Annotated in this window: 16 protein-coding genes; 11 read left to right on the plus strand and 5 right to left on the minus strand. The window is 65.4% G+C overall.

What is annotated here, in order from left to right:
* Positions 1-16 precede the first annotated feature (16 nt).
* The 6 genes from ACTJLC_RS25435 to atzF all read left to right on the plus strand — a co-directional run bounded on the left by ACTJLC_RS25435 (position 17) and on the right by atzF (position 8663).
* Positions 17-832: an ABC transporter permease gene (locus ACTJLC_RS25435; protein WP_083085743.1), complete on the plus strand. Its 816-nt coding sequence runs from the start codon at positions 17-19 to the stop codon at positions 830-832.
* On the plus strand, positions 829-1644 hold the full coding sequence (locus tag ACTJLC_RS25440; protein WP_440845576.1) for an ABC transporter ATP-binding protein: 816 nt from the start codon (positions 829-831) through the stop codon (positions 1642-1644). The genes ACTJLC_RS25435 and ACTJLC_RS25440 overlap by 4 nt, the downstream gene beginning before the upstream one ends.
* Positions 1645-1662: 18 nt before the next feature.
* Complete coding sequence (locus tag ACTJLC_RS25445; protein WP_374710277.1) at positions 1663-2367, plus strand: urea amidolyase associated protein UAAP1; 705 nt, start codon at positions 1663-1665, stop codon at positions 2365-2367.
* 14 nt (positions 2368-2381) lie between these two features.
* A complete protein-coding gene (locus ACTJLC_RS25450; protein ID WP_208645232.1) occupies positions 2382-3023 on the plus strand; it encodes an urea amidolyase associated protein UAAP2 in 642 nt (213 codons plus the stop codon).
* A 185-nt stretch (positions 3024-3208) separates the two neighbouring features.
* Complete coding sequence (uca, locus tag ACTJLC_RS25455; protein WP_310130280.1) at positions 3209-6826, plus strand: urea carboxylase; 3618 nt, start codon at positions 3209-3211, stop codon at positions 6824-6826.
* Between the two features lie 25 nt (positions 6827-6851).
* A complete protein-coding gene (gene atzF, locus ACTJLC_RS25460) occupies positions 6852-8663 on the plus strand; it encodes an allophanate hydrolase (RefSeq protein ID WP_310130278.1) in 1812 nt (603 codons plus the stop codon).
* Positions 8664-8697: 34 nt separating this feature from the next.
* Here atzF and galE read toward each other — a convergent pair whose 3' ends face one another.
* The 4 genes from galE to ACTJLC_RS25480 form a co-directional block, all read right to left on the minus strand.
* On the minus strand, positions 8698-9720 hold the full coding sequence (gene galE, locus ACTJLC_RS25465) for a UDP-glucose 4-epimerase GalE (RefSeq protein WP_310130275.1): 1023 nt from the start codon (positions 9718-9720) through the stop codon (positions 8698-8700).
* Between the two features lie 12 nt (positions 9721-9732).
* Positions 9733-10881, minus strand: coding sequence for a glycosyltransferase family 4 protein (locus tag ACTJLC_RS25470; RefSeq protein ID WP_073431669.1), 1149 nt, complete (start codon positions 10879-10881; stop codon positions 9733-9735).
* 69 nt (positions 10882-10950) lie between these two features.
* On the minus strand, positions 10951-11778 hold the full coding sequence (locus tag ACTJLC_RS25475) for a glycosyltransferase (protein ID WP_310130272.1): 828 nt from the start codon (positions 11776-11778) through the stop codon (positions 10951-10953).
* The gene (locus ACTJLC_RS25480; RefSeq protein WP_310130269.1) at positions 11775-13037 is read right to left on the minus strand and encodes an oligosaccharide flippase family protein; all 1263 of its coding nucleotides are present in this window, start codon (positions 13035-13037) and stop codon (positions 11775-11777) included. The genes ACTJLC_RS25475 and ACTJLC_RS25480 overlap by 4 nt, the downstream gene beginning before the upstream one ends.
* Before the next feature lie 292 nt (positions 13038-13329).
* Here ACTJLC_RS25480 and ACTJLC_RS25485 point away from each other — a divergent pair, with 292 nt between their 5' ends.
* The 5 genes from ACTJLC_RS25485 to ACTJLC_RS25505 all read left to right on the plus strand — a co-directional run bounded on the left by ACTJLC_RS25485 (position 13330) and on the right by ACTJLC_RS25505 (position 19277).
* Positions 13330-14724, plus strand: a complete 1395-nt coding sequence (locus ACTJLC_RS25485) for a phosphomannomutase/phosphoglucomutase (RefSeq protein WP_073431672.1) — start codon at positions 13330-13332, stop codon at positions 14722-14724.
* A 424-nt stretch (positions 14725-15148) separates the two neighbouring features.
* Positions 15149-16090 carry a lipopolysaccharide heptosyltransferase I gene (waaC, locus tag ACTJLC_RS25490; RefSeq protein ID WP_235004975.1) on the plus strand — a complete coding sequence of 314 codons (942 nt, stop codon included), beginning with the start codon at positions 15149-15151 and terminating at the stop codon, positions 16088-16090.
* A 48-nt stretch (positions 16091-16138) separates the two neighbouring features.
* On the plus strand, positions 16139-17023 hold the full coding sequence (locus tag ACTJLC_RS25495; RefSeq protein ID WP_310130266.1) for a Kdo hydroxylase family protein: 885 nt from the start codon (positions 16139-16141) through the stop codon (positions 17021-17023).
* 67 nt (positions 17024-17090) lie between these two features.
* Positions 17091-18401, plus strand: a complete 1311-nt coding sequence (gene waaA, locus ACTJLC_RS25500; RefSeq protein ID WP_073431675.1) for a lipid IV(A) 3-deoxy-D-manno-octulosonic acid transferase — start codon at positions 17091-17093, stop codon at positions 18399-18401.
* A gap of 87 nt (positions 18402-18488) precedes the next feature.
* Positions 18489-19277: a Fic family protein gene (locus ACTJLC_RS25505; protein ID WP_235004973.1), complete on the plus strand. Its 789-nt coding sequence runs from the start codon at positions 18489-18491 to the stop codon at positions 19275-19277.
* 4 nt (positions 19278-19281) lie between these two features.
* Here ACTJLC_RS25505 and ureG read toward each other — a convergent pair whose 3' ends face one another.
* On the minus strand, positions 19282-19935 hold the full coding sequence (gene ureG / locus ACTJLC_RS25510; RefSeq protein WP_073431677.1) for an urease accessory protein UreG: 654 nt from the start codon (positions 19933-19935) through the stop codon (positions 19282-19284).
* Between the last annotated feature and the right edge of the window lie 7 nt (positions 19936-19942).

Below are 19942 nucleotides of genomic sequence, written 5' to 3' on the forward strand. Positions count from 1 at the left end.
TGCAAGGCAGGCATCCATGCGACTCATCAATCGACATCCGAGCCGAAGCGGCGGCCTGATGCTGCTGTTGCTGCCGTTCATCGTCATGGCGGCGGTCTATTTCACCGGCTCGTCGATGCGGCTCAAGGCCAATCCCGATGACAAGCTGCTGCCGGGCGCGACGCAGATGAGCGACGCCATCAAGGAAGTGGCGTTCACCGAGGACAAGCGCACCGGCGAGTATCTGCTGTGGGCCGACACCGCGTCGAGCTTGCGGCGGCTCGGCATCGGCCTCGCGGTGAGCGCCGTGATCGCGCTCGCGGCGGCGCTCGCGACGTCGGCTTTTCCGCTCGTCAGCGCGACGTTTTCGCCGTTCGTCACGGTGATATCGATGATCCCGCCGCTCGCGGTGCTGCCCATCCTGTTCATCGTGTTCGGGCTCGACGAATTGTCGAAGGTGGTGCTGATCGTGGTCGGCATCACGCCGATGATCATTCGCGATCTGCACGCGCGCGGCCGTGAGATCCCGACCGAACTGTGGGTCAAGGCGCAAACGCTCGGTGCGACGAGCTGGACCTTGATCCTGCGCCTCCTGCTGCCGCAATTGCTGCCGCGCCTGCTGGTCGCGATGCGGCTCTCGCTCTGCTCCGCGTGGCTGTTTCTGATCGCAGCCGAAGCGATTGCGGCGACGGACGGGCTCGGCTACCGCATCTTTCTGGTACGCCGTTACCTTGCGATGGACGTGATCCTGCCTTACGTCGCGTGGATCACGCTGCTCGCCTGGGTCACCGACGAACTGCTGCGCCGCCTCACGCGCTGGTCGTTCCCGTGGTACGGCGGAGACGCGCGATGATCGAAGTGCGCAACGTCTGGAAGTCTTATGGCGATCAGGTCGTGCTCGAACGGCTCGACTTGCGGATCGAAGCAGGCGAGTTCTGTTCGATGGTCGGCGCGTCGGGCTGCGGCAAGTCGACGTTCCTGCGCCTGCTGCTCGGCCAGGAACGGGCGACACGCGGCGCGATTCTGCTCGACGGCGAACCGCTGCCGGCGGAACCGGATGCGCATCGCGGCGTGGTGTTCCAGCGCTATTCGGTATTCGGGCATCTGAGCGTGCTTCGCAACGTGATGCTCGGCCTCGAATTGCCGCGCGCGAAACTGACCGGCCGCCTCTTTGGTGCGAAGCGGCGCGCCGCGCGCGACGAAGCCGTCGCGATGCTGGAACGCGTGGGCCTCGGCGCGTCGCTGGACAAGTATCCGCAGCACCTGTCGGGCGGCATGCAGCAGCGTCTCGCGATTGCCCAGGCGCTGATGATGAAGCCGCGCGTGCTGCTGCTCGACGAGCCGTTCGGCGCGCTCGATCCCGGCATCCGCAAGGACATGCACGACTTGCTGCTCGGGCTATGGCGCGAAACGAAGCTGACGATCTTCATGGTCACGCACGACCTGAAGGAAGGTTTCACGCTCGGCAGCCGCGTGCTGGTGTTCGACAAGGTCCGTGTCGATCCGCAGGCGCCCGGCGCCTATGGCGCGCGCATCACCTACAACATTCCGCTCGACCACAGCCGCGCCAGCCCATCGTCCCTCCATCTGGCCCAGGCGGTGGTGCGGGGCGCGGAACGGGGCGACGCGCGGGCCGACTCGCGGATCGCCACGATTTCGGTGTGAAGAAAAATCATGAACGACATGAACGTGTTACTCGAAGAAACCATCCCCGGCGGCGGCCACGCATCGCTGATCGTCAAGCGCGGCCAATCGTTGCGAATCACCGACCTGCGCGGCGGCGCGAACGTCAGCGTCATGCTGGTCAACGCCACCGAGAAGAGCGAACGGCTCAACCTGCCGGATACGCTCAAGTGCCAGCACACGGCGAAGCTCACGGCCGGTCATTGCCTGTACTCCGACATGGGCCGCGTGCTCGCCGCGATCGTCGCGGACACCTGCGGCTGGCACGACAGCATCGGCGGCGTATCGAATGCCGAGGAAGTGCACGAGCGCTACGGCACGGGCCGCTATCAGGAACTGCGCAACGCGTTCCATCGCAACGGCGCCGACAACCTGCTCGTCGAAATGGGCAAGTGGGGGCTCGGCATTTCCGATCTGCTGATGACGCTCAATCTCTTTAGCCGCGTCGACGTCACGCATGCGGGCGCCTTGAATTTCGTGCCCGGCAATTCGAAGGCGGGCGACTACGTCGAACTGTATGCGCCGATGAACACGCTCGTCGTGCTGACCGCGATCCAGCACCCGCTCGATCCCGATCCGCATTACGCGCCCAAGCCGGTCAAGCTCACGTTGAGCCATGCGTCGCCCGACGTCGCCGAGCTGTGCCGCACGTCCTGCGACGAAAACGTGCGCGGGTTCATCAACACCGAACGTTTCTTTCTTTGACGGGAGCCGACATCATGACGAACACGCTGACGCTCAGCGACAAGCGCCCCGAACAGGCGGTGTTTCGCGAGACGCTCGCGGCCGGCGAACCCTGGCTGCACGAACTGCGCGCCGGACAGACGCTGCGCATTCTCGATCTCGAAGGCAATCAGGCAGTCGATACGCTGTTCTACAGCCTCGCCGATCCGCGCGAGCGCTTCGACCCGCAACGCACGTTGCGCCGGCAGGGAAGCCTTTATCTCACGACGGGCACGGTGCTGTATTCGAATCTCGGCAAGCCGATGCTCACGATCGTCGCCGACACGTGCGGGCGTCACGATACGCTCGGCGGGGCGTGCGCGCAGGAAAGCAACACCGTGCGCTACGCGCTGGAAAAGCGCCACATGCATAGCTGCCGGGACAACTACCTGCGTGCCTGCGCGCACGACGGCCGCCTGTCGAAGCGCGATATCGGCGCGAACATCAACTTCTTCATGAATGTGCCGGTGACCTCGGAAGGAGGTCTCACGTTCGAGGACGGCATTTCTGCGCCGGGCAAGTACGTCGAACTGCGCGCGGAAATGGACGTCATCGTGCTGATTTCTAACTGCCCGCAACTGAACAATCCGTGCAACGCCTACAACCCCACGCCCGCGGAATTGCTGATATGGAACTGAAGCGCATCCGCCTTTGGCTCTACTACGTGCTGCTGGTCCGTTCCGGCCGCTGCTGCACGCTCACGCGCGAACAACTCACGCACGCCGGGCGCTGACGCGTACCTCTGCCGTGCATGCTGCCGCGGACGACCCCGGCATGCATCTCCCACGTGGCGGGACGACCCGCCGATGAATCCAGTCATCTCATGTTCGAGAAAATCCTGATCGCCAATCGCGGCGCCATTGCGTGCCGCATTCTCAGAACGCTGCGTGAACTCGAGGTAACCGGGGTCGCCGTGTATGCGGAAGCGGATCGCGCGAGCCTGCATGTGAGCGAGGCGCCCATCGCGCACGCGCTCGGCGACGGTCCCGCGTCGGCCACCTATCTCGACATCGACAAGATCCTCGACATCGCGCGCCGCGAGAGCGTTCAGGCGATTCATCCGGGCTACGGATTTCTCTCGGAGAACGCGGCTTTCGGCGAAGCGTGCGAAGCGGCGGGCATCGCGTTCATCGGACCGACGCCCGAGCAGTTGCGCGCGTTCGGCCTCAAGCACACGGCCCGCGCCATCGCCGCAAAGGAGCGGATACCGATGCTGGAGGGCACCGGCCTGCTCGACGACCTGCGCGCCGCACTCGCGGCGGCCGCGGCGATCGGTTATCCGGTGATGCTGAAAAGCACGGCGGGCGGGGGCGGGATCGGCATGCGGGTGTGCTGGAACGCCGACGAACTCGGCGCGCATTTCGACGCGGTCAAGCGCCTCGGTCAGAACAATTTCAGCGACGCCGGCGTGTTCCTCGAAAAATACATCGAGCGGGCGCGGCATCTGGAAGTGCAGGTATTCGGCGACGGCCGCGGCGACGTGATCGCGCTCGGCGTGCGCGACTGCTCGGTGCAGCGGCGCAATCAGAAAGTGCTCGAGGAGACGCCTGCGCCCGGTTTGCCGGACGGTATGTCGCAAGCCTTATGCGAGGCCGCGATCAAGCTCGCGAAAGCGGTGCATTACCGCTCCGCCGGCACGGTGGAATTCGTCTACGACAGCCTTGCGCGGCAATTCTATTTTCTCGAAGTGAATACGCGCCTGCAGGTCGAGCATGGCGTGACCGAACAGGTGTGGGGCGTGGACCTGGTGCGCTGGATGATCGAACTGGCGGCCGGCACGCTCGCGCCGTTGCACGAGCTCGCGGCGGGTCTGAAGCCGCACGGTCACGCGATTCAGGCGCGGCTCTATGCCGAGGACCCGGGCCGCGACTTCAAGCCGAGTCCGGGCCTGCTGACCGACGTTGCGTTTCCTCCCGCCGAGGGCCGCGCGCTGCGCATCGATACGTGGATCGATGCGGGTTGCGACGTGCCGCCTTATTTCGATCCGCTGCTGGCGAAGCTGATCGCCTGGGCGGCGACGCGCGACGCGGCCCGCCACGCGCTCGCGGACGCCTTGGGGAACACGCGCCTCTATGGCATCGAGACGAACCGCGACTACCTGCGCCAGATTCTCGACGACCGGCCCTTCGCGTCCGGCGAGCCGTGGACGCGCTGCCTCGAAGGGCTCGCCTATCGGGCGAGCACGGTCGAAGTCGTCAGCGGCGGCCGGCAGACTACCGTGCAGGATCATCCGGGGCGGCTCGGCTATTGGGCCGTCGGCATTCCGCCGTCGGGTCCGATGGACGATCGCGCGTTGCGGCTCGGCAACCGGCTGCTGGGCAACGCCGCCGACGCCGCCGCGCTCGAAATCACGATGAGCGGACCGATCCTGCGTTTCAACACGGATGCGGTCGTCGCCGTGACGGGCGCGAGTTTGCCGCTGACGCTCGACGATATCGAACAGCCTTTGAACACCGCGCTGTTCGTCGCCGCCGGCTCGACGCTCGCGCTCGGCACGATACGCGGCGCGGGCGCGCGTGCGTATCTGTGCGTGCGCGGCGGCTTCGATGTCGCCGTGTATCTCGGCAGCCGCAGCACGTTCACGCTGGGCCAGTTCGGCGGCCACGGCGGCCGAGCGCTGCGCGCCGGCGACGTGCTGCATCTTCAGCCGTTGCGGGACAAGCGTGCGGGCGCTGCGCTCGCCCACGTCCCGGCGCTGGCGGCGGTGCGTACGCTGCGCGTGATCTATGGTCCGCACGGCGCGCCCGAATACTTCAGTCCGCGTTATATCGAACGGTTTTTCGCCACCGAATGGGAGATCCATTTCAACTCCAGCCGCACCGGCGTACGCCTGATCGGACCGAAGCCGGAGTGGTCGCGCGAGGACGGCGGCGAGGCGGGCTTGCATCCGTCGAACATTCACGACAACCCGTATGCGGTCGGCGCCGTCGATTTCACCGGCGACATGCCGGTGATCCTCGGACCCGATGGTCCGAGCCTGGGCGGCTTCGTGTGTCCGGTGACGATCATCGAGGCGGACCTGTGGCAGATCGGCCAGTTGAAGGCCGGTGACAAGCTGCGCTTCGTGCCGGTCCAGATCGCCGAGGCGCGCGAGGCGATGCGCCGGCGCGAGCACGAACTGCGGACGCTCGAATGCGACGCGGAAGCGACACAAGCGGCACGACCCGTCGCCACACCGCACGCGCCCCTCACGTCGCCGATCGTCCTCGATACCGGCGCGGATCGCGAGCGCCTCGTGGCGCGCGTGTCGGGCGATACGCATCTGCTGCTCGAAATCGGTCCCACCGAACTCGATCTCGTGCTGCGTTTCCGCAGCCATGCGCTGATGCAGTCGCTGCAAGCGCTGGCGTTGCCGGGCGTGATCGATCTGACGCCGGGTATCCGTTCGCTGCAGATTCACTATCGGCCCGACAGCCTGCCGCTCGCGCGCTTGCTCGCGATCGTCGAGCGCGCATGGCAGGACGTGCTGTTGCAGAAGGACTTGCGCGTGCCGTCGCGCATCGTGCATTTGCCGCTGTCGTGGGACGATCCCGCGTGCCGGCTCGCGATCGACAAATACATGACGACGGTGCGCAACGATGCGCCCTGGTGTCCGAGCAACCTCGAGTTCATCCGCCGCATCAACGACCTCGATTCGATCGACGCGGTCAAACGGATCGTCTTCGACGCCAGCTATCTGGTGATGGGTCTCGGCGACGTGTATCTCGGCGCGCCGGTCGCCACGCCGCTCGATCCGCGCCACCGGCTCGTGACGACCAAGTACAACCCCGCGCGCACGTGGACGGCGGAGAACTCGGTGGGAATCGGCGGCGCGTATCTGTGCGTGTACGGCATGGAGGGGCCGGGCGGCTATCAGTTCGTCGGCCGCACGCTGCAGATGTGGAACCGCTATCGCGACTTCGCGGATTTCGCGGGGCGGCCGTACCTGCTGCGCTTCTTCGACCAGATCCGTTTTTACGAAGTCAGCGCCGACGAACTGCTGCGCATCCGCGCGGATTTTCCGCTCGGCCGATACCCGCTGAAAATCGACGAGAGCATGCTGTCGCTGGCGGACTATCAAGCGTTTCTCGCGCGCGAAGCCGCCGGCATCCAGGACTTCCGCGCGCGTCAGCAAGCCGCGTTTCAGACCGAGCGCGAGCGTTGGCGCGAAGCCGGGACAACGGAAGCGTCCTTCGATGCGCCTATCGCCGAGGGCGCCGAACCGGCGCCGCTGAAAGACGGCGAAGTGGCGGTCGAGAGCGAGATCGCCGGCCGCCTGTGGCAGGTGAGAGCGGCGTCGGGCGACACCGTCGCGGCGGGCGACGTGCTGCTCGTGATCGAGTCGATGAAGATGGAGATTGCCGTGTGCGCGCCGTGTGCGGGAACCGTCGGCGAGATTCATGTGGCGCCTGGCTCGCCGGTGCGCGCGGGGCAGCGTGTCGCCGTCATCGAACGTATTTGAATTGGACCATTCGGGGAACCCACTCATGTCTTCATTCGATTTGCGCCTCTCCACGCTGCGCGCCGCCTACCGCGCGAAGACGCTCACGCCGCGCCAACTGATCGGCGATCTGCTAGCGAAAGCCGCGGCGCTCGATCCCGAGTTTCATCTGTTCATCCGCCTTCTGGACGACGCCGAACTCGCGCCCTACCTGGACTGGCTGGACACCCAGCAGATCGATGCATTGCCGCTCTACGGCATTCCGTTCGCCATCAAGGACAACATCGATCTCGCCGGCATTCCGACCACGGCGGCGTGTCCGGCGTTTGCCTATACGCCTGCGGAATCGGCGACGCTCGTCGCGCAGTTGATCGCACTGGGCGCCGTGCCGCTCGGCAAGACCAATCTCGACCAGTTCGCCACCGGCCTGAACGGCACGCGCTCGCCCTACGGCAAGTGCCGCAACAGCGTGCATCCCGACTATCCGTCGGGCGGATCGAGCGCGGGCTCGTCGCTGGCGGTCGCGCTGGGCCTCGCGAGCTTCGCGCTCGGCACCGACACCGCCGGCTCCGGCCGCGTGCCCGCGGGACTGAACAACCTCGTCGGACTGAAGGCGACCAGGGGATTGCTGTCGACGGCCGGCGTCGTGCCGGCCTGCCGCACGCTCGATTGCGTGACGTACTTCACGGCCACCGCGCACGAGGCCAGCGAACTGCTCGCGTTGACCGCGCGGCCCGATCCGCGCGATGCCTACAGCCGAAGGAATCCGCAGTGGAACGACGCACGCGCGTTCGGCACGCCGACGAAGTTCCGCTTCGGCGTGCCGTCGGCACTCTATTTCGCGGACTGCGCGGAAAGCCCCGCGCTGTTCGCAGCGGCGCGCGCGATACTCGAGGCGGCGGGCGGTGAAGCCGTCGACATCGACTTCGCGCCTTTCGTCGAAGCGGCAAAACTGCTCTATGAAGGTCCGTGGGTCGCGGAGCGGTACAGCGTCGCGGGCGAGTTGCTGGAGGCCGACGCGGATGCGGTGCTGCCGGTCATTCGCGACGTGCTGGCGCGCGCACCGGGCGCGAGCGCTGTCGAACTCTTTCGCGCGCAATACCGCCTGCAGGCGTTGAAGGCTGTCTGCGATGCCGCGCTCGAACCCTTGGACTTCGTGCTCACGCCGACGTATCCGCGGCCCGTCACGCTGGCGGAACTGGAGCGCGACCCGATCGGGCCGAACTCGCTGCTCGGCTACTACACGAACTTCATGAACCTGCTCGACTATGCGGCCGTCGCGACGCCGACCGCGTTCATGGCGAACGGCTTGCCGTGGGGCGTGACCGTGTTCGGCCGCGCGTTCACGGATCAGTATCTGTTGAGCGTGGCCGACACGTTGCAGCGCATGAGCGGTGTTGAATGCGTCGGGCACGGCAAGCCCGATACCGATACGAGCGAGCGCTCGGCGGCGCTCAACGATCGGGTGCGCGTCGCGGTGTGCGGCGCGCATATGCAGGGTTTGCCGCTCAATCGTGAGTTGGTCTGCCGCGGCGCGCGCCTGATAGCAGCGACGCACACAGCGCCGAATTACCGGTTGGCCGCGCTGGCGGCCACGCCGGGCGGTACGAGGCGGCCCGGTATGTGGCGAGTGTCGGACGGCGGCAGGGCGATCGCGGTGGAGGTCTGGGAGATGCCGAGCCTGGAGTTGGGTTCGTTCGTCGCGACCATTCCCTCTCCGCTTGCGCTGGGGAAGGTTGAACTAGCGAATGGCGAGTGGGTCACCGGCTTCGTGTGCGAAAGTTTCGGGGTGGAATCCGGGACCGATATCACCGGGTTCGGCGGTTGGCGCGCGTGGCTTGCCGGTGAGCGCGCATGACGCGTGCGTGGGCCGGCAAGCCGCTCCTGTCAGGTCACACGAAGCCGTTCGGATTCGACGACTGCCAGCGCCAATGGTCCGCGCACATCCGCTCGATGCCGAACTGCGCGCGCCAGCCGAGGATTTTCTCGGCTGCCGCCGGATCGGCGAAACACGAGGCCACGTCGCCGGGGCGGCGCGCGACGATCTCGTACGGCACCGGCTTGCCCGAGGCTTTTTCGAACGAGCGCACCACGTCCAGCACGCTGTAGCCCTGGCCCGTGCCGAGATTCACCACGAAGCTCGCATCCTGGGTGACGAGCGCGTCGAGCGCGGCCAGATGCCCGCGTGCGAGGTCGACCACATGAATGTAGTCGCGCACGCCCGTGCCGTCCGGCGTTTCGTAATCGCCGCCGAACACGCGCAACTTCTCCAGCTTGCCGACCGCCACTTGCGCGACATAGGGCATCAGGTTGTTCGGAATGCCAGCGGGGTCCTCGCCGATCAAGCCGCTCTCGTGCGCGCCGACCGGATTGAAGTAGCGCAGCGTCGCGATCCGCCATGAGGGGTCGGCCACTTCGAGATCGCGCAACACCTGCTCCGCGATCAGCTTCGACTGGCCATAAGGGTTGGTGGCCGACAGCGGAAACGACTCGTCGATCGGCGAGCTTTTCGGCACACCGTACACCGTGGCCGACGAACTGAACACGAACTGCTTGACGTTGCGATCGCGCATCACGCCGAGCAAGGCCAGCAAACTGCCGACGTTGTTGCTGTAGTACTCGATCGGCTTCGCCACCGACTCGCCCACCGCCTTGAGCGCGGCGAAGTGAATCGCGCCCGTGATCGGATGCGCGTCGAAAATGCGGTTGAGCGCCGCTTCGTCGCGCGCGTCCGCTTCGTAAAAGCTCACTGCGCGGCCGGTGATCTGCTCCACGCGCCGCAGCGATTCGCGGTTGCTGTTCACGAGATTGTCGATTACCACGGCGTCGTAACCGCCGTTCAGCAGTTCGACACAGGTGTGCGAGCCGATGAAGCCCGCGCCGCCCGTTACCAGAATCGTGCCCTTCGTGGTCATTCTGTTGCTCCGTTAAAGTAAAACGCCCGTCATTTTTTGCACCAGGTCCTTGTACGTCTCGACGACCACGCGTTCGTCGAATTCTTCCGCGACTTTCTTGCGGCCGCGTTCAGCCATTGCGCGGCGCTCGGCGCCGCTCATGTCGAGCATCCGCGCAAGCCGCGCCGCGAGACTTTCCGCGTTGCGCACCTCGCACAGCAATCCGTTGACGCCGTCGGTCACCACTTCGCGGCAGCCCGGCACGTCGGTCGCGACGATGGGCCGGCCCATCGCCGACGCTTCCATCAGCGTGCGCGGCACGCCTTCGCGGTACGACGGCAAGACGACGCAATCCGCCTCGGCGATGACAGGCCGCACGTCGTGCGCCTCGCCGAGATAGTCGATGATGCCTTCCTGTTGCCACGCCGCGACTTCGGCGTGCGTGATCGCGCTCGGATTGTCGACGCCCACCGGACCGAGCAGTTGGAACCGCGCGTGCGGATAACGTTCACGCAAGCGCCGCGCGGCTTCCACGTATTCGCCGACGCCCTTGTCCCACAACAGCCGGCCGATCAGCACGAACCTGAATTCGGCGCGCTCGGGCAAGGGCGTGAAGGCGAATTGCTCCAGATCGACGCCTTCCCCATGCAACAGCCGCGCACGCTCAGGATGCACCAACAAATTCTGCTCGACAAACGCTCTCTGATCGTCGCGATTCAAAAACCAGATTTCGCGCGGGAAACGGAACGCGAAACGATACAGCTTCTTGGCGACCTGGGCGGCGCGGCTGTGCTGGATGAATACGTAGCCGAGGCCGGTAGTCACCGCAACCGACTGCACGCCCGCGAGCTTCGCCGCGATCGAGCCGTAGATGTTCGGCTTGATCGTGTAGTGAAACACCACGTGCGGGCGGATGGTCCGGTATTGCCGGTAGAGCGCGACCAGCGTGCGCAGGTCGTCGCGCGGATTGGTGCCTTTCGACGCCACCGGCAATTCGATGCAGCGGCAGCCCATTGCCGTGAGCAGCTCGAACGTGCGATCGCGCGGCGCGAGCACCGTCACGTCGACGCCGCGCCCCACCAGCATGCGAATCAGCCCTTGCCGATACGTATAGATTGCCCAGGCGGTGTTACACACGAGTGTAATGCGCAGCGCGGGCGTCGACTTCAGGACAGGCTTCATGCGGGAACGGGCTCGGCGGTGAATGGGACGGCGAATCGGGCGTTGAATGGAGAATGAATCGTTCACGGGCTAATGGCTCGCACGCGGCGCGAGCAAGCCGCGCTTGACCCGCTGCAACGCGCGGTAAGGCGTCACCAGATGCAGCAGATTCTTGGCGAGGCCGAGCCAGTCGTAGAAATTGGCGGCGTTGAAGTAACGCAGTTGCAGCCGCAGTGTCGAGTTCACCTGGCGGCGCCTTCGGGTGGCGCTGATGCCGCCTTCGTTCAACTCGTAGTAAAGGCCGAGTTCCGGCAGGTTCGCGCAGTCATAGCGCTCCATCAGACGCACGAACAGATCGAGGTCCTCGGCGGCATGGTAGTCGGCGCGATAGTTGCCGACCGCGCGCACGGCGTCGATGCGCAGCATCATCGAAGGATGCGCGAGGCATGAGCGGAAGAAGCGCAAGCGCCGGATCGCGTTCGGTTCGGCGGGCGGCGTCAGCATGAAGAGCGGCTTGCCTTCGCGCGTGACGACTTGCGTCCACATGCCGAGGCCCGCCACGCGCGGATGCAGTTCCATGAACATGCGCTGCCTCGCGAGCCGTTGCGGCACGCTGCGGTCGCCCGCGTCGATGCGGGCCGCGTAGCGAAAGCCGCGCTGCGCGAGGGCGTCGATGCCGCTTTGCAACGCGCGCTCGATGCCGCCGTTGCGCGGCATGCGCAGCACCTCGATGTGCATGTTGGGGATAGCGGGCGCGACGATCGGCGGCGTGCTGCCGTCGTCGACGATCATCACGTGAATCGGCGCGCTCTCGCTGAACGAAGCCAGAGTGAGATCGACGTCGGCCTGGCCGTTGTAGGCGGGCATGAGCACCGCGACGTCGTCGAGCGAAACATGCGCGGCGGATGAATTCGTCATGGGCGCAATTTGAAACGAATGTAATAAAGATTAACCGACACGGCGGCCAGATAACCGGCGGCAAGTCCCACGAGCGGGCCGTAAGCCCCGAGCCGTGGGATCGCCAGCAGATTCACCACGAACGCGACGGCCAATGCCAGCAGCCATTTCGTGAGCAACACGAATTTGGCCTGATATTTGAGCACGATAAGATTGCTGACCGCCTCGATGCCGGCCGGCACCGAAAGCCACACGGCCCAGCGAAAAATCTCGATCGCGCCTTCGAAGCCCGGCCCGAACACGCGGCGGATGATGAACCCGGCCAGCAGATCGAGCACGAGCGCGCCGCTCACCATCAACACGGCGGTCAGCGCGCTCAGGCGCCACACGTTGCGGCGCAGTTGCGCGGCGTCCTGCACGCGGTAGATGAAGGCGGGCGCGATGGTCTGCGCGAGCATCAGCGCGAGCATGATCCAGTTTTCGTTCAACTGCTGCGCGGCGGAATAGCGCCCGAGGTCGGCGAACGAAATCGCGCGTTCGAGCATCAGCCGGTCGAGTTTCAGGAACAGATACATGCAGATGAGGCCCAGCCAGAACACCGTGCCCGCGCTCGCGAAATGCTTGAGAAGCGAGCGCTCGACATGCCAGCCGAGCTTGCCGCCATGCCGGCGCGCGTAGTAGATCAGCAGCACGGCGCCGATGGCCGCGGATTCGAGCGCCCACAGCCAGCCGAAGTGCGCGGGCGCCGTCGCCGTGCGCACGAGCAGGTAGACGAGCGCGGCTTTCAGCACCGCCGTGCTCATGCTGGTGAGCAACTGCGGCTTGCTGTAGGTCATGCTTTGCAGCCACGCATTGATCACGCCGACGAAGGGCTCGCGAAACAGCATCGTCACCGCGAGACCGGCGAGCATCGCGCCGACGAGCGGCTCGAAGACGTGCAGCGCGATGGCGAGCCAGGTGAGCAGCAAGGCTGCGGCCGAGACGTAAAAGCGCAGCGCGAAAGCGCTGCCGAGTACGGTGCCGAGTTGAGCGGGCGGGCGGTTGACGATGGTGGGCACCAGGATTTCGGCGCCGCATACCCAGGTGATGGGCGAGAACACCAGCAGCAGCGTGTTCGCGTACTGCCATTTGCCGAAGGTGTCCGGTCCGAAGTAACGCGCCACCATGCCGCTGATCAGAATCGCCACGCCGATCTGCGTGAGCCGTTCGAGCCCGAGCCAGATGATATTGGTGAAGGCGCGCGTCACGTCGGGATTGGCGAAGCGCTTGAGCGTCAGCATCCGGTGAGCGCTCGCCGGTTCGCTTCTCCGCGGCGCCCGGATGGCGCGAGTCGCGCGCATGGTGCGGTGGCGATGCGCGTCGCTGCCCACCTGGCCGATCGTCGCGGCAACTTTACAAAGGGAGGGCGTCTAAGCATTAGAATGGCGCTACCAGGCTGGTCCGAAAAGCGCAATTATAAGTTGGAACCGGATCGCTTCCGGCAAGGGTGCATCGCCCGGTATGACAGCTAGTTTTACCGATCACTCGGCGATGTGCCGGTCAAAATTTTCCATTGCACGCAAGTGAGCCAACATGATCTCCAAATCCATTTTCAAGGCGTATGACATTCGCGGTGTGATCGGCAAGACGCTCGACGCCGACGCCGCGCGTTCGATCGGCCGCGCATTCGGCAGCGAAGTGCGCGCGCAAGGCGGCGACGCCGTGGTGGTCGCGCGTGACGGGCGCCTCTCGGGCCCCGAACTGATTCAGGCGCTGTCGGACGGTCTGCGTGCGGCCGGCGTCGACGTGGTCAATGTCGGCATGGTGCCGACGCCGGTCGGCTACTTCGCGGCCAGCGTGCCGTTGCAGCTCGACGGCGGCGAACGCCGCGTCGATTCGTGCATCGTCGTGACAGGCAGCCATAATCCGCCCGACTACAACGGCTTCAAGATGGTGCTGCGCGGCGCGGCCATTTATGGCGAGCAGATCCTCGCGCTGCATCAGCGCATCGTCGACGAAAACTTTTCGGCGGGCAGCGGCACCTACACCGAGTACGACATCGAGGATGCTTACCTCGATCGCATCGCGAGCGACATCAAACTCACGCGGCCGATCAAGATCGTGGTCGACACGGGCAACGGCGTGGCCGGTGGTCTCGCTCCCAGGCTCTTCAAGAAGCTCGGCTGCGAACTGGTTGAACTGTTCACCGAGATCGACGGCAACTTCCCGAACCATCACCCCGACCCGGCTCACCCGGAAAACCTTCAGGACGTGATTCGCGCGCTGAAGGAAACCGACGCCGAAATCGGCTTCGCGTTCGACGGCGACGGCGACCGCCTGGGCGTGGTCACGAAAGACGGCCAGATCATCTATCCCGACCGTCAGCTCATGCTGTTCGCGGAAGAAGTGCTGTCGCGCAACAAGGGCGCGCAGATCATTTACGACGTGAAGTGCACGCGCAATCTCGCCAAGTGGGTGAAGGACAAGGGCGGCGAACCGCTGATGTGGAAAACCGGCCATTCGCTCGTCAAGGCGAAGCTGCGTGAAACCGGCGCGCCGCTGGCCGGCGAGATGAGCGGCCACGTGTTTTTCAAGGACCGCTGGTACGGTTTCGACGACGGCCTGTACACGGGCGCGCGTCTGCTGGAAATCCTCACGCGCGTGGCCGATCCGAGCCAGTTGCTGAACTCGCTGCCGAACTCGAACTCCACGCCAGAACTGCAACTGAAGCTGGAGGAAGGCGAGAACTTCGAACTGATCGCGCGCCTGCAGCAGAACGCGCAGTTCACCGGCGCGGACGACGTCGTGAAGATCGACGGCTTGCGCGTCGAGTATCCCGACGGCTTCGGCCTTGCGCGTTCGTCGAACACCACGCCGGTGGTGGTGATGCGCTTCGAAGCCGATAACGATGCGGCGCTCAAACGCATCCAGGAAGACTTCCGTCGCGTGATCCTCGCGGAGAAGGCCGACGCGAAGCTGCCGTTCTGAACGCTGTGGCGGTTTCAAGGTAGCAAGCACGCAGCAAGCAGGCAGCAAAGAAGCAGCAAAGAAGCAGCAAAGAAGCAGCAAAGAAGCAGCAAAGAAGCAGCAAAGAAGCAGCAAAGAAGCACAACCACGGCGGCGGCGCGGTTCGAATTGAACGCGCGGGCCGCCAGCCAACGCGGCGCGGGTTTCACTTACCGCGCCGCGTTTTTTCATGCCACTTACCTGTGACGCGCTAAAATTGCCGACCTCGTGAGAAAACGCCGGGCCGCCCCACGTTTTCTCACCCCCTCGGGAGGCCTGGCGCGAAGCGGCAGGTTCGGGGGCTCTCTCAACGCATCTTCGGGCCGGATAACCGGTTTTCCCACTCTTGAGCGCGCAAAAGATTCTGATCGTGAGGGTGTCGTCATTGGGCGACCTCGTTCACAACATGCCGGTGATCGCCGACATCCGGCGCCGCCATCCCGAAGCCCAGATCGACTGGCTCGTCGAAGAAAGCTTCGTCGGCCTGGTCGAACTCGTCAGCGGCGTGCGGCGGGCGATTCCCGTGTCGCTGCGGCGCTGGCGCAAGCGCATCCTCTCGGCCGACAACTGGCGCGAGATCGGCGCGTTTCGCCGTGCGCTCGCCGCCGAGCACTACGATCTCGTGATCGACTGCCAGGGGCTCATCAAGACCGCGTGGGTCGCGAGCATGGCGCGCGGACCGTTGGTCGGCCTCGGCAATCGCACGGACGGCGCCGGCTTCGAATGGCCGGTGCGTTTCTTCTACGGCAAGCGCGTGCCGATCGAGCCGCGCACGCATGTGGTCGAACGCACGCGCCAACTGGTGGCCGCGGCGCTGAACGACCCGCCGCCGCAAGCCACCGACGAGATCGACTTCGGCATCGACACGGGCCGCGCCGCGCTGGCGTTGTCGGAGGCGAAGGTGAATCTGCCGGTGCCTTATGTGGTGTTCGTGCACGCCACCTCGCGCGCCGACAAGCAATGGCCCGATGCCGCGTGGATCGAGTTGGGGCAGTCGTTGGTGCGGCGCGGGGCGTCGATCGTGCTGCCCTGGGGCAGCGAGTCAGAGCGCGCGACGAGCGAGCGGCTCGCGAAGGAATTCGGCGCGGCGGCCATCGTGCCGCCGAAGCTGTCGTTGCCCGCGGTGGTCGGCCTGATCGAAGGCGCCGCGGCGACGGTCGGGGTTGATACAGGTCTGGTTCACATCGCGGCGGCGCTGAAGCGGCCGACAGTCGAGTTGTACAATTTCGCGACCGCGTGGCGCACCGGCGGCTACTGGTCGCCGAACGTCGTCAATCTCGGCACCGCCGGCAAGCCGCCCACGCTGCAAGAGGTCAAATCCGCGCTGGCCGGCTTCGGCCTGTTGTAAAGAACCGGCGCGCCTCGCCTTACGCTCCATCCGTTTTCAAGGGCGACCATGAACGAAACCCAGATCATCGAAGTAGCGAACGCCGACTGGCACGCACGCAATCTGTCCGTGCCGCGCGAGACGCTGCTTGCCGGCGTCGAACGCGGCAAGGTGCTGTATTTCCCGAACCTGCGCTTTGCGATCGAAGGCGGCGAACAGGCGCTGCTCGACCCCGCGCTCGCCGATCCGAACCGCAAGAACATCAGCCTCGAACCGAACGGCGGCGCGCTGCACGGCGTGGCCGGCGACGCGGTCACGCAATCGGCGGTGCGCGCGCTGATCGCGCGTTATCAGGCCAATGCGCGCACGCTGGTCGATGGGCTCTTTCCCGAATACAACGGCAAGCTGCGCGTCGCGCCGACGAGCTTGCGGCTGCATCAGGTCGAAACGCGCCAAACGTCATGGCGCAAGGACGATAGCCGCCTGCACGTGGATGCGTTCCCGTCGCGGCCCAACTACGGCGAGCGCATCTTGCGCGTCTTCACCAACATCAATCCGCATGGCGCGCCGCGCGTGTGGCGCGTGGGCGAACCGTTCGAGGACATGGCGAAGCGCTTTCTGCCGCGCATCAAGCCGCAAATGCCGGGCTCGGCATGGCTGCTGAATCTGCTGCACGTGACGAAATCGCCGCGCAGCGAATACGACCATCTGATGCTGAATCTGCACGACGGCATGAAGGCCGACCTCGACTATCAGAAGTCGAGCCCGCAGGAGACCATGCCGTTCCCGCCGGGCAGCGTGTGGATCTGTTTCTCGGACCAAACCTCGCACGCGGTGATGTCCGGCCAGTTCATGATGGAGCAGACTTTCTTCCTGCCGGTCAAGGCGATGGCGCAGCCCGAATGCGCGCCGCTCGGCATTCTCGAACGCCTGAAGGGCAGGGCGCTGGTTTGAGCGCCGCTGTCCGTTGGCCGGTTTTGCGCGGCGTGTTCAGGCGCGCGCTCAGGAACGCGGAGCCCCGATGCTGAGGGCGGTTTATAACGCGCTCTGGTGGATCGTCGCGCCGCTGGCGGTGCTGCGTCTTTTGATCCGTTCGCGCAAGGAGCGCGGCTATCGCGAGCATATCGGCGAGCGCTTCGGTTATGCGCGCGGGCGGCTGCCCGAAGATAGCGCGCCGTTGATCTGGGTGCATGCGGTATCGGTGGGCGAGACGCGCGCCGCGCAACCGCTGATCGACGCGCTGATCAAGGCGCGCCCCGATGCGCGCATCCTGTTGACCCATATGACGCCGAGCGGTCGCGCGACCGGCGAGCAGATTTTCGGCGACCGCGTGTTGCGCAGCTATTTGCCCTACGACATGCCGCATGCGGTGCGGCGTTTCTTGCGGACATGGCGGCCGTCGTTGGGGCTCGTGATGGAAACCGAAGTGTGGCCGACGCTGATCGACGAATGCCGTCGCGCGGACGTGCCGCTGGTGCTGACCAATGCGCGGATGTCGGCGCGCTCGTTCGGGCGCGCGGCGAAATTCGGCCAGGCGGCCAAGGGCGTGTTCGGCGGCTTTGCGCGCGTGCTGGCGCAGAGTCCATCGGATGCGGAGCGGCTCACCGCGCTCGGCGCGCGCAACGTCGCGGTGCTCGGCAATCTGAAGTTCGACATGAGCACGCCGCCCGAGCTGGCGGCGCGCGGCCATGCGTGGCGTGCGGCGATCGGCGCGCGGCCGGTGTGGGTCGCGGCGAGTACGCGTGAAGGCGAGGAGCAACTGGTGCTGCAGGCGTTCGCGGCGCTCGGCGTCGACGATGCGTTGTTGATCCTGGTGCCGCGTCATCCGCAGCGGTTCAACGAAGTGGCGGCGCTGGTCGAGAAAGCGGGGCTGCGGTTGGAGCGGCGCTCGGGCTGGGCGCCGGCGGCGCAGGTGGCGTCGGGCGCGGGCGTGTTGGGCGACGTGCCTGCGTTGCCCGCCGAAGTGAACGTGCTGCTCGGCGATTCGATGGGTGAACTTGGCGCTTACTATGCCGCTGCCGATCTGGCGTTTATCGGCGGCAGCTTGTTGCCGCTCGGCGGACAGAACCTGATCGAGGCGTGCGCGGTGGGCGTGCCGGTGCTGATCGGGCCGCACGTGTTCAACTTCACGCAGGCCACCGCGGATGCGGTCGCGGCGGGCGCCGCGGTGCAGGTGCAAGACCCGGCCGATCTGGCGCGGGCATTGCGCGAGCTGTTCAACGACAGGGCACGGCGGCTGGCGATGGGCGGCGCGGCTTCGGCGTTCGCCGCTCGGCATCGTGGAGCGACCGCGCGGACGGTGGATGTGTTGATGGCGGTGTTGCCGGAGTGAGGGGCATCGCTGGCGAGATGCCGTGCGTGGCTCAGGTTTCGAGCGTCGATAAATAATATATTCTGCGAACATCGGGGCACGCGCTGCGTGGCCCTAAGACTTGAACTGTTTCTTCTTCCGCCTGCGATGACGCTCTTCACCGACCTCGGCTTTCAATGGGATCGCGCCGCGATTCCACAAGACATTCCCGCCCATTCGATCAAACGGGTGTGCTTCCGTTTTCATCGAATGCTGCCGGAATTCGTGTGGGACGCGAGTGTGCTCGAAGGCAATCCCTTCACGTTTCCCGAGGTAAAAACGCTGCTCGACGGCGTCACGGTCGGTGGCCGGAAAATCTCCGATCACGAACAGATCCTGAACCTCGCGGAGAGTTCGAAGCATCTGCTGGCCATTGTGCAGACGGGGCGGTTCGCGCTCGACAAGCCGACGTTTTGCGACCTGCGTCGTCTCGTTGCACGTAACGAGGCGCTTGAGTGGGGCGTATTCCGAGGAGAAGGGGAGGAAACGCGCTATACACCTGACGTTGCGTTGGGTGAGGCGGGGCGGCACACGCCGTTGCCCACCTTGCCGGGCGCCCCCGAACTGAATCGCGTTTTTGCCGCGGGCGCGCGTGCGCTGACCGATCAGGTGCCCAACGCGTTCGAACGCGGCTGCGCTTTCTTCCTGTTCGGCGCGTTGCAGCAGTTTTTCTTCGACGGCAACAAGCGCACCTCACGTTTCATGATGAACGGCGTGCTGATGTCGAACGGCATCGACGCGATCAGTGTGCCGGCGCAGCGCGCCGGTGACTTCAACGAAAAGATGGTGCGCTTTTATCTGTCGAAAGACGCGACGGAGATGATGGCGTTCTTGCTCGAGTGTCATCCGGGCGAGTAACGCCTCAAACCTTCAACAACCCCTTCGCCTCGATAAACCTCACCACCTCCGCGAGCCCGTCGAGCGCCTTCAGATTGCACATCACGAAGGGCCGTTCGCCGCGCATCTTCTTCGCGTCCGATGCCATCACGTCGAGGTTCGCGCCGACCATCGGTGCGAGGTCCGTCTTGTTGATCACCAGCAGATCCGATTTCGTGATGCCGGGGCCGCCCTTGCGCGGAATTTTCTCGCCGCCCGCCACGTCGATCACATAGATCGTCAGATCCGACAGTTCCGGGCTGAAGGTCGCCGCGAGATTGTCGCCGCCCGATTCGATGAACACGATGTCGGCATCGGGAAAACGCGTCAGCATGCGATCGACGGCTTCGAGGTTGATCGACGCGTCCTCGCGAATCGCCGTATGCGGGCAGCCGCCCGTTTCGACGCCCATGATCCGCTCGGCGGGCAAGGCGCCCGCCACCGTCAGCAGACGCTGGTCCTCTTTCGTATAGATGTCGTTGGTGATCGCGACGAGGTCGTACTGTTCGCGCATCGCCTTGCAGAGCATTTCGAGCAGCGTGGTCTTGCCCGAGCCGACCGGGCCGCCGACGCCCACGCGCAGCGGCGGCAGTTTCTTCGTGCGGGCGGACGAGTGGGCAGGATGATGAGGTGCGTTCATGATGGAT

The organism is Paraburkholderia sp. 22099, assembly GCF_052045835.1.
Taxonomy (GTDB): Bacteria; Pseudomonadota; Gammaproteobacteria; order Burkholderiales; family Burkholderiaceae; genus Paraburkholderia; species Paraburkholderia terricola.

What these genes read in the sequence shown, in the direction of transcription:
- ACTJLC_RS25435 (WP_083085743.1), top strand. Translation starts at nt 17, where the DNA reads ATGCGACTCATCAATCGACATCCGAGCCGAAGCGGCGGCCTGATGCTG.
- ACTJLC_RS25440 (WP_440845576.1), top strand. Translation starts at nt 829, where the DNA reads ATGATCGAAGTGCGCAACGTCTGGAAGTCTTATGGCGATCAGGTCGTG.
- ACTJLC_RS25445 (WP_374710277.1), top strand. Translation starts at nt 1,663, where the DNA reads ATGAACGTGTTACTCGAAGAAACCATCCCCGGCGGCGGCCACGCATCG.
- ACTJLC_RS25450 (WP_208645232.1), top strand. Translation starts at nt 2,382, where the DNA reads ATGACGAACACGCTGACGCTCAGCGACAAGCGCCCCGAACAGGCGGTG.
- uca (WP_310130280.1), top strand. Translation starts at nt 3,209, where the DNA reads ATGTTCGAGAAAATCCTGATCGCCAATCGCGGCGCCATTGCGTGCCGC.
- atzF (WP_310130278.1), top strand. Translation starts at nt 6,852, where the DNA reads ATGTCTTCATTCGATTTGCGCCTCTCCACGCTGCGCGCCGCCTACCGC.
- galE (WP_310130275.1), bottom strand. Translation starts at nt 9,720, where the DNA reads ATGACCACGAAGGGCACGATTCTGGTAACGGGCGGCGCGGGCTTCATC.
- ACTJLC_RS25470 (WP_073431669.1), bottom strand. Translation starts at nt 10,881, where the DNA reads ATGAAGCCTGTCCTGAAGTCGACGCCCGCGCTGCGCATTACACTCGTG.
- ACTJLC_RS25475 (WP_310130272.1), bottom strand. Translation starts at nt 11,778, where the DNA reads ATGACGAATTCATCCGCCGCGCATGTTTCGCTCGACGACGTCGCGGTG.
- ACTJLC_RS25480 (WP_310130269.1), bottom strand. Translation starts at nt 13,037, where the DNA reads ATGCTGACGCTCAAGCGCTTCGCCAATCCCGACGTGACGCGCGCCTTC.
- ACTJLC_RS25485 (WP_073431672.1), top strand. Translation starts at nt 13,330, where the DNA reads ATGATCTCCAAATCCATTTTCAAGGCGTATGACATTCGCGGTGTGATC.
- waaC (WP_235004975.1), top strand. Translation starts at nt 15,149, where the DNA reads ATGCCGGTGATCGCCGACATCCGGCGCCGCCATCCCGAAGCCCAGATC.
- ACTJLC_RS25495 (WP_310130266.1), top strand. Translation starts at nt 16,139, where the DNA reads ATGAACGAAACCCAGATCATCGAAGTAGCGAACGCCGACTGGCACGCA.
- waaA (WP_073431675.1), top strand. Translation starts at nt 17,091, where the DNA reads ATGCTGAGGGCGGTTTATAACGCGCTCTGGTGGATCGTCGCGCCGCTG.
- ureG (WP_073431677.1), bottom strand. Translation starts at nt 19,935, where the DNA reads ATGAACGCACCTCATCATCCTGCCCACTCGTCCGCCCGCACGAAGAAA.